At 71.8% G+C, this 8,871-nt stretch carries 8 protein-coding genes and 1 pseudogene; 8 read left to right on the top strand and 1 reads right to left on the bottom strand.

Annotated elements, in window-relative coordinates; genetic code table 11:
- The 3 genes from ACWCXH_RS39345 to ACWCXH_RS39335 form a co-directional block, all read left to right on the top strand.
- Positions 1-864 (top strand): Vgb family protein (locus tag ACWCXH_RS39345; RefSeq protein ID WP_449806323.1); only part of this gene is annotated, 864 nt, incomplete at its 5' end.
- A gap of 31 nt (positions 865-895) precedes the next feature.
- Positions 896-1,609, top strand: coding sequence for a WD40 repeat domain-containing protein (locus ACWCXH_RS39340; RefSeq protein WP_449806322.1), 714 nt, complete (start codon positions 896-898; stop codon positions 1,607-1,609).
- A complete protein-coding gene (locus ACWCXH_RS39335; RefSeq protein ID WP_449806321.1) occupies positions 1,603-1,908 on the top strand; it encodes a hypothetical protein in 306 nt (101 codons plus the stop codon). Before ACWCXH_RS39340 ends, ACWCXH_RS39335 begins: the two co-directional genes overlap by 7 nt.
- A 202-nt stretch (positions 1,909-2,110) precedes the next feature.
- Here the strand turns inward: ACWCXH_RS39335 and ACWCXH_RS39330 are convergent, their stop codons facing one another.
- A complete protein-coding gene (locus ACWCXH_RS39330; RefSeq protein ID WP_449806320.1) occupies positions 2,111-3,079 on the bottom strand; it encodes a GlxA family transcriptional regulator in 969 nt (322 codons plus the stop codon).
- 141 nt (positions 3,080-3,220) lie between these two features.
- On the opposite strand from ACWCXH_RS39330, the gene ACWCXH_RS39325 reads away from it, so the two are divergent.
- From ACWCXH_RS39325 to ACWCXH_RS39305, 5 genes and pseudogenes are all read left to right on the top strand, one after another.
- Positions 3,221-3,751 carry a hypothetical protein gene (locus tag ACWCXH_RS39325; RefSeq protein WP_449806319.1) on the top strand — a complete coding sequence of 177 codons (531 nt, stop codon included), beginning with the start codon at positions 3,221-3,223 and terminating at the stop codon, positions 3,749-3,751.
- Positions 3,752-3,798: 47 nt separating this feature from the next.
- Positions 3,799-4,287: a hypothetical protein gene (locus tag ACWCXH_RS39320; protein ID WP_449806318.1), complete on the top strand. Its 489-nt coding sequence runs from the start codon at positions 3,799-3,801 to the stop codon at positions 4,285-4,287.
- Positions 4,288-4,532: 245 nt separating this feature from the next.
- Positions 4,533-5,510, top strand: a complete 978-nt coding sequence (locus ACWCXH_RS39315; RefSeq protein WP_449806317.1) for an NAD(P)-dependent alcohol dehydrogenase — start codon at positions 4,533-4,535, stop codon at positions 5,508-5,510.
- Positions 5,511-5,618: 108 nt separating this feature from the next.
- Positions 5,619-6,526, top strand: a pseudogene (locus ACWCXH_RS39310) (IS5 family transposase).
- A gap of 364 nt (positions 6,527-6,890) precedes the next feature.
- Complete coding sequence (locus tag ACWCXH_RS39305; RefSeq protein ID WP_449806316.1) at positions 6,891-8,141, top strand: alpha/beta hydrolase family protein; 1,251 nt, start codon at positions 6,891-6,893, stop codon at positions 8,139-8,141.
- Positions 8,142-8,871 lie beyond the last annotated feature (730 nt).

Below are 8,871 nucleotides of genomic sequence, written 5' to 3'. Positions count from 1 at the left end.
CCCACCGCCAATGCGGAACCGGTCGGCATCACCGCGGGGCCGGATGACGCCCTGTGGTTCACCGAGAACGGGGCGAACGCGATCGGGCGCGTCACCACAGGCGGCACGTTCACCGAGTACTCGGTGCCCACCACCAACGCCGGGCCGGCCGAGATCGTCACCGGGCCGGACGGCGCCCTGTGGTTCACCGAGTCGAACGTCGACAAGATCGGCCGCATCACCACCGGCGGCACGGTCACCGAGTACGCGCTCCCCACCTCCGGCGCCTTCCCGTGGGGCATCACCGTCGGGCCGGACGGCAACCTCTGGTTCGCGGAGCCCGGTGCCGGCAACATCGGCCGGGTCACCCCGGGCGGCACGGTCACCGAGTACGCGGTTCCGACCTCCGGCGCCTTCCCGCTGGGGATCACCGCCGGGTCGGACGGCAACCTGTGGTTCACCGAAGTGCTCTCCGGAAGCATCGGCCAGATCACCACCGGCGGCACGATCACCGAATACGCGGTGCCCTCGCTGTTCTCCCTGCCCATCGGCATCACCTCCGGGCCGGACGGCAACCTGTGGTTCACCGACGCCGGAGCAACACAGATCGGACAGGTCACCACGGACGGCGTGTTCACCGGCTACGACCTCACGGACACCGTCTCCTTCCCGTTCCCGTGGGGCATCACCACCGGACCGGACGGCAACCTGTGGTTCACCGAGACCGCCGGCAACGACATCGGCCAGATCACCACCGGCGGTTCGATCACCGAGTACGCGATTCCGACCACCGATTCGAGCCCGCTGGACATCACCACCGGATCCGACGGCAACCTCTGGTTCACCGAAAACGCCCCGAGCCAGATCGGAACCGTAACCCCCTGACGGGCGCAGCATGGCGGGGTCGAGGTGCCGGGTGAGCTGGCTGGAGCGCACCCGCACCGCCGCCCTCGCACCGCACGACCCGGGCGGGTTACGCGTGAGCGAGGGCGAAGTGACGACGGTGGCGACGGCCGTGGTGGAGGGCCGTCCGGTCGCCGTCAGCGGCAGTGAGGGCAGGGCGGTGCAGGTGTGGGACCTGACCGCTGCCCACTCGGTCGGCACCCGCTTGCGGGGCCACACCGACGAGGTGCCGGCGGTGGCCACGGGGGTGGTGGCGGGCCGGCCGGTCGTCGTGACCGGCAGTTGCGGTCTTCAGGGTGGGGCGCTGTTGGTGCGGGACCTGGCCACCGGCGAGCCGCTCGGCGCCCCCATGCGCGGCACCAGCCGTTTCCTCTCGGCAGCGGTGACCGAGCTGGATGGCCGCCCGGTCACCGTCACCACCAGCTTCGACCCGACGGTGCAGGTGTGGGACCTGGTCGACCGCCGGCACGTCCGTGACATCCCACGGCCCCCCGGCGAGGAGGCGCGGGCGGTTGGGGTGCTGGATGACCGGACGGTCGTCGTCACCGGTAGTAGTCTCCCGCCGCTGCACATCTGGGACCTGGCCACACACGTCCGGGACCTGGCCACCGGCGAGCAGCTTGGCGAGCCCCTGCGAGGCACCAGCGGCGATGGGACGGCGCTGGCGGTCGGCACGGTCGAGGGCCGCAGGGTCCTCGTCACCGGCGACCGTCATGAACGGTGCTGACCTGGGACCTGGCAGCCGGCGAGGAACTCGGCGCGCTCCAACGAGGTCCCAGCAGCGGGATCCCGGTGGCGCACGACGCGGTGGCGGTGAAGGCGGTGGCCGTGGGAACGGTGGCGGGCCGACCGGTCGCCGTCGTCGGCAGCGCGGACGGCACAGTGCGGATGTGGGACCTCGCCACCGGTGAGCAGTTGGGGCCGGACCTGGTGTTCCCGGTGGCAGTGACCGGACTGGCGGTGGCAGCGGACGCGCGGCTCGTGGTCGTCTTCGGCAGCGACGTCGCGGTGCTGTCCCCTCGCTGACCGGCCGCGGTGTGCGGGCGGGACCGGACGCGGTGTGCGGTCGGGACCGGACGCGGTGCCCGGGCACGGCTGCGCGCACCTCGGGCCGCCGGGTGCGCGCAGCCGTGCCCCGGGCCGCCGGGCGGATCGGCTCACGCCACCGGACATACCGAGTGAGGCGGCTTCGGAGTCCTGCGGGTGGCTCGGCGGCCACGTGATGAGGTCACCCTTCGCGGCGCCGACCGCGGTGCTGGCCGGCGGTGCGCCCGGTGCGCTCGCGCAGCAGCAGACGCAGTGTGCCGGCGTTCTCGTAGCCGACCCGCCGGGCGATGACCTCGATGGGGTCGTCGGTGCTGCGCAGCAGGTGGGTGGCCTGTTCGACCCGCAGGTCCTGGACGAGGCGCACGGGTGAGACGCCCAGCACGGCCTGGGTGGTGCGCTGCAGGGTCCGTTTGCTGACACCGAGGGCGGAGGCCGCGTCGTCGAGGGTCAGGGGCTCCTGGAGATTGCCGCGTACCCAGCGTTCGAAGGCGGCGATGGTGGGGTTGCTGTCGGCGAGCGTGGTGGTCATGGTGTGGGTGGCCTGGGTGGGGCGCTCGTCGATGATGAGGTTGTCCGCGACGAGGTCACTCAGGGTCGGGCTGCTGCGTCGCACCAGGGACAGCGCGAGGTCGAGGTGGCCGAAGGCCGCGCCGGCCGTCGTGATGCCGTCGCAGTTGGTGACCATGCGCTGCTCGTCGAGCGTCACCTTCGGGTAGCGCTCGCGGAACAGCGGAGCCAGTTGCCAGGCGGTGGTCACCCGCAGGCCGTCCAGCATGCCCGTCTCGGCCAGCAGGAACGCGCCGGTGCAGGCGGTGGCCAGCCGGGTGCCCCGGGCTCGGGCCTGGAGCAGCAGTTCGCGCACCGCGGCCGTGGCCTCGCCCTCCAGCCACGGCACCAGTCCGTTCGGGTACTCGGTGGCCACCGCGGGGATGAGCAGCAGGTCGTACTCGGCCTGGTCGACCGGGTCCGTGCTGACCGTGAGCCCGCAGGCGGTGCGCGCCGTGGGGGCGAAGCCCACCGTGCTGAGCTGCCAGGCGGGCGGCGGCTGCGGCAGGTGCCCGCGCAGGTCGTTCGCGGCCTTGAACACATCCAGGACGGCGGTCAGCCCGGAGTCGAACACATCGTCAAGAACGAGCACCGCTATCTGCATGGCGCGAACGATACCGAACGTGTCGCTTGCGGCACTGCCGGGCGGCCGCTGCCGTTCCGTAGGTTGCCGGTGGGCCGCCTAACCGTCCGGTTCCCGTCAGGTGGCCGTCGGATGAAACTCCGTTATTCAGCAAGGACCTTCATGACGAACCAGGACCTTTCCGGGCCGGAGCACGGTGTGGCGCCGGAGCCGGGACCAGCCTTCGACCCGGCGAGCGTCGACCGGACGGACTGGGCGATCCTCGCCGCCGGTCTGCTCGCGTTCCTCTTCTCCTTCATGGAGTACTACACGTTCTCCTACTCCGGCCCCGGCTACTCGGCATCGGTGACCGCGGACGCCTGGCACGGCTTCTTCGGCTGGTTCGCCGCGCTCAGCGCGCTCGCTGCCGCCGGTGCGCTCGGCGCTCACCTGCTGCGGGTCCTCCCGGCACGCCTTCCCGGCCGCCTGGTCACCCTGGCCGGCTTCGCGCTGGCCACCCTCTGTGTGCTGATCGCCTTCCTGGTCCACCCCGGCAGCGACTACACCGGTCCGGGCTACCTCCCGCCGGGCTTCGAGGCCGGCCACGGCGTCGGCTACTGGCTGAGCCTGCTCGTGGACGCGGCCGGCCTGGCGCTCGCCTACCGGCGCTTCACCGCGGAGAACGGCGTGCTGCCCTGGCAGGCCAAGGCCTGAACGGCCGCGAAGTGCACGAAACACCTTCTAGGAAATGTGGTTTGCTCATGAATCGGCTGACTCGTCTCTGCGCCGTGGCCGCCACCGGCCTCACCGTCGCTCTCGCCGCGGGTTGCGGGGACGGCGGCTCGTCCGTCGCCGCCCAGCCCGCGACTCCGGTCGGGGCCGCCGCGAAGCCGTCCGTCCAGCCTGGCCCCCCCAGCGGCACCATCACGCTGAGCGAGAACCACGGCGCCTACACCTTCGGCCCGGCGACCTGCACGGGGGACAGGTCGTCGTCCGGGAAGCTGAGTGTGACCGCGAACGCCCGGGACACCAGCGCCAACACCTACGTCAGCCTTGACATCGTCAACGGCTGGGCCACCCTTGAGCTCACCGTCGGCGGCGCCGGCGGCCCCGTCCTGTGGCGCTCGCAGACCGCGATCAGTGCCATGGTGAGCCGCACCCCCGACACCGTGACCTTCAACGGCATGCCAATGAAGAGCAACGGCACGGCCGGTGTCACTGCCAGCGGCTCCCTGACCTGCACGTGGTAGCGGTGACGTCCGTTCACTGACGGTACGTCGCCCGGGGACGTGTCGCCTGCGACACTGTCCGGCTGCCGCGGCCCGCTCGTAGATTGCTGACGGGCCGGCGACGTGATCCGACAGACCGTCAGCACCGGTGATCAGGGCCGCTGCTCGCCCCCTGCGGAGATGACCTTCCAGATCACGCACGCGTCCGCTGTCCCCTATCCCACTCGACGACGGGTTCCAGCACCCAAGACGGAGGAGGAGAGCTCATGAGAGCCATCGTCCACGACACTTACGGACCGCCCTCGGTCCTTCGTGTCGAAGAGATCCCACAGCCCGTCCCCCGCCGTGACGAGGTGCTGATACGCGTCCACGCCGCCGGAGTCGACCCGGGCGTCTGGCACGCCACGGCCGGCGTGCCATACCTGATCCGAGCCACGCCGTTCGGCCTCCGTGGCAGCCGGCCCCGCGTCCGCGGCATGGACGTCGCGGGACAGGTGGAAGCGGTCGGCGCCGAGGTCACCCGGTTCCGGCCGGGCGACGAGGTGTACGGCAGCTGCCACGGTTCGTTCGCCGAATACGCCTGTGCCAGACAGGACCGGATCGCGCTCAAGCCCGGCAACCTGGACTTCGAAGAAGCGGCCGCCGTCCCGGTCTCCTGCTGCACCGCACTCCAGGCCCTGCGCGACGTCGGACGGCTGCGGAGCGGGCAGACCGTCCTCCTCATCGGCGCCGGCGGCGGCGTGGGCACCTTCGCCGTTCAGGTGGCCAGGAGCTTCGGTGCCCACGTCACCGCGGTCTGCGGCAGCGACACGACGGATCTGGTGCGCTCCCTCGGGGCCGATCAGGTCATCGACTACACCCAACAGGACCCGACGAGCGGCGAGAACCGCTACGACCTCATCCTCGACATCGCGGGCAACCGTCCCCTGCCCCACCTCCGCCGTGCCCTCACTCCCCACGGCACACTTGTCATCGTGGGAGGAGAGGACGGCGGCAGGTGGTTCGGCGGCCTCGGCCGCCAGCTGCGGGCCCTGCTGCTCTCTCCCTTCATCGGCCAGCGACTCCGCACGCTCTTCTCGACCCAGCGACACGAGGACCTGCGGCTGCTCGCCGAACTGATCGAGACCGGCGCGGTGAAACCGCTGGTCGACCGCAGCTACCCACTGGCCGAAGCGCCGCAGGCGATCAGTCATCTGATGGCAGGCCATGCACGTGGCAAGCTCGTCATCGACGTACGGCGGTAGTGTCCTGGGTCCAGGCCAACCGCGTACTGGCCGCCGGACACGCCCGCGCCGAACACCGCCTCGCGAACCTGAAGGCTTGGCGGATCCTCACCAAGCTCCGCACCGACCCTGGCGGCTGGTCATGGTGATCTGACGGACGAGGAGTGGGCTCGCTTGGAGCCGCTTCTGCCGATAAGCAACGGGCGTTGTGGCAGGTGGCGGGATCACCGGCAGGTGATCAACGGGGTTCTGCACCGGGTGCGGACCGGGGTGCAGTGGCGCGACCTGCCCGAGAGGTTCGGGCCGTGGAAGACCGTGCACAAGAGGCATCTGCAGTGGTCGGCAGACGGCACGTGGGAGCGGCTCCTGCAGCAGGTCCAGGCCGTCGCGGACGCCGAGGGATCCATCGACTGGGACGTCTCGGTCGACTCCACGGTGATGCGCGCCCATCAGCACGCCGCCGGCGCCCGCAACGCTCCGCCGCCGGCCATCTCAAAAGGGGCGCCGACGACGGAACATCAGATCGATCCGGTGTGGACGGGCCTGCTCGGCCACCTGGAGGAGGTGGTCCTGCACATGAGGGCCTGGGCCGCTCGCGCGGTGGGTTCACCACCAAGGTCCATCTGAGCGCCGACGGCCAATGCCGCCCGCTGTCCCTGGTGGTCACGCCCGGACAGCGGGCGGACTGCACCCAGTTCGAGCCGGTCATGGAGAAGATCCATGTCCCGCGCATCGGCACCGGCAGGCCCCGTACGCGCCCGGACAGCGTCAGCGCCGATAAGGCCTACAGCAACCGCCGCACGCGGGCCTACCTGCGCAAGCGAGGCATCCGGCACGTCATTCCGGAGAAGGCTGACCAGGCGGCCAACCGCGTCAGGCGCGGCTCGCGTGGTGGCCGGCCTCCCGGCAACGTCGTCGAGCGGGCGATCAACAAGCTCAAGGGCTTCCGAGCCGTGGCGACCCGCTATGACAAGCGAGGGCACGTGTTCCTGGGCACCGTGACCTTCGCGGCCGTCATCATCTGGCTCCGCTCATGATCGGAGAGACATGGCCTAGGTCGGGGTGGACGACGAGCCGGCCACCGCCACCGAGTGGCTGCCTGCGCTGGCCGCCGCCCTGGGCTGCCCAGCGCCCCCGCGGTGACAACCGGCGGCAGCCCTCGGAGCGCGGAGCGGACAACTCCCGGGCCCGGAAGGAACTCAACCGGCTGCCGCTACACGCCTCCTGGCGCTCCGGGTTTGCCTCGCTCGGCACCTGAGGTCTCGTTCTCCCCTGGGCCGACCGGGGGTTCTCCCCACCCCCAGTACGCCCGGCAGCTCCATCGTTCCCGGGCCGCCGCGCTGGAAGTGTTGGGGGCACCGGGAAGCTCCCGGGAGCGCAACCGAACGAGGGAAGACGTCGATGACCAATCCGATGCCGAAGCAGCTGTCGCAGCGCCGCACCGCCCTACGGCTGTCCGCAGCCGCCGCCGTCCTCTGCCTGACCGCGTTGGCTGGCAGCACCACCGCGACGGCGGCCGACCTGGGCGCCGGCCGGGCGCACCGCGGCGCAGTGGTCTCGGTCACCCCGCTTGCCTTACTGGACGCCCAGCAGGCCACCACCAGTGTCCAGGACGCTGGCTTCGTCACTCCGGCCGAACGGGGCGGGGTCCAGCTGGAGCGGGTGGTCTACCGGACCGTCACCTCCGAGGGGCGGCCCACCACCGCGAGCGGGCTGGTGGCGCTTCCGCGCGAGCCGGGGTCGCGCGCACTGACCACCGTCGAGTACGCGCACGGCACCATGGCCTACCGAGGTGAGGCCCCCTCAGTGGCAGACGGGCCCAACCGCGCGGCGGCGGTGATGTTCGCCGGGGACGGCTTCGCCGCGGTGGCGCCGGACTACCTGGGGCTGGGCCTCGGGCCTGGCACCCACCCGTACCTGGACGCACCTTCGGAGACCACGGCCTCGACCGACCTGCTGGTCGCCGCCCGGGAGGTCGAGGCCCGGCACGGCATGCGCGCCGACGGCCGGGTGCTGGTGACCGGCTTCTCCGAGGGCGGGGCGGCCGCGATGAGCATCGGGCGGGCGTTGCAGCACGGGCAGGTCCCCGGGTACCGGCTGACCGCACTGGCCCCGGTGAGCGGACCGTACGACCTGACGGGCAGCGAGCTACCGGCCGCCCTCGGCGGCCAACTGCTCGGCAGGGACGCCACGTTCTACGCCGCCGACCTGGTGGTCGCGTGGAACCGGCTGCACCCGCTCTACGGCTCGCCGGCCGAGGCCTTCCAGGCGCCCTACGACCGCACCGTGACTGACCTGTTCGACGGCGAGCACCCCGACGAGCAGGTGGCCGCCGCCCTGCCGGACAGCCTGCAGCAGCTCTTCACTCCCGCCTTCCTGCAGCAACTCCAACACCCGACCGGCAAGTTCGCGCAGATGTTCCGGGTGGCGGACAGCGTCTGCCAGTGGGCCCCGCAGGTGCCGGTCCAGCTCTACGACGCGGACGGCGACCGGGACGTGGCACCCACCAACACCCTCAGCTGCGAGGCGCAGCTGGCGGGTGCCGGGGTCGACGCGCCGGTGGTGGACGCGGGTGCCGCCGACCACAACGGCTCGGCGCTGGCCTCCTACCCCCTCATCCGCACCTGGTTCGACACCCTCGCCGGACACTGAAGTCCGGCTGTCACCAGCGCCACCTGATGCGGCGCAGCACGACCTGCTCCGGGCAGACGACGCTGACAAACCGGCCGACGCAGATCGCCAGGCGGTCCTCCATCAGGCCGTGGAGGAACCGGTCGGCGCCACGCCACACGGACGCCCAAGCACCGGACGGCGAGCAGCTCGCCGTCCGGCACGGGCGCGAGCACCTCAACGTCGGCCGGATCCACACCGCCTTCGTCGCCGACGCCCAAGCCCGCGGCGAGGCCTGCGGCCCGCTCGACCTCGTCCCCGCCCCGGAACTGCCCGCTGGCGAGGGCGGCGGGGTGTACCGGCCCGCCGCCGAGCTCGCCTACACCTCCGGCACCGGCAACGACCGCGGCTGGCTGCTGCGCCCGCTGCTGCCCGTGATCGACAGCGCGGTGGGGCGGTTGCACCGGCATGACGACCTCTCCGCTGTCCCGGCTGCCGATCCCCTTCCCGGCCGGGAACGAGCACCCGGATGCCGAGCACGACGACCAGGTGCTCGACCCGAAAGTGCTGGCCGCGCTCCACCGGGCCCGCGACGCCGGGGAAGCAGCGACTGCGTGGGTGCGCTCAATCGCCGGCCGCCAGGTCGACGAGCACCACGCCCGGGTCCTTGGAGCGCGCGGCTGGGGCGATCGAGCGGGTTCGGGCCGGCACCAGCGGCGCGGCGGCGGTCGGGCAAGTCCGCCATCGCCAAGCGCATTTCGACCGTTTACAC

This window comes from Kitasatospora sp. NPDC001660 (assembly GCF_053596725.1).
The sequence above is the reverse complement of the archived record's forward strand: the minus strand, read 5'-3'. Positions and strand labels throughout refer to the sequence as shown.

Excerpts from the sequence above, each read along its gene's own strand:
- ACWCXH_RS39330 (WP_449806320.1), bottom strand. The coding sequence starts at position 3,079 with ATGCAGATAGCGGTGCTCGTTCTTGACGATGTGTTCGACTCCGGGCTG.
- ACWCXH_RS39325 (WP_449806319.1), top strand. The coding sequence starts at position 3,221 with ATGACGAACCAGGACCTTTCCGGGCCGGAGCACGGTGTGGCGCCGGAG.
- ACWCXH_RS39320 (WP_449806318.1), top strand. The coding sequence starts at position 3,799 with ATGAATCGGCTGACTCGTCTCTGCGCCGTGGCCGCCACCGGCCTCACC.
- ACWCXH_RS39315 (WP_449806317.1), top strand. The coding sequence starts at position 4,533 with ATGAGAGCCATCGTCCACGACACTTACGGACCGCCCTCGGTCCTTCGT.
- ACWCXH_RS39305 (WP_449806316.1), top strand. The coding sequence starts at position 6,891 with ATGACCAATCCGATGCCGAAGCAGCTGTCGCAGCGCCGCACCGCCCTA.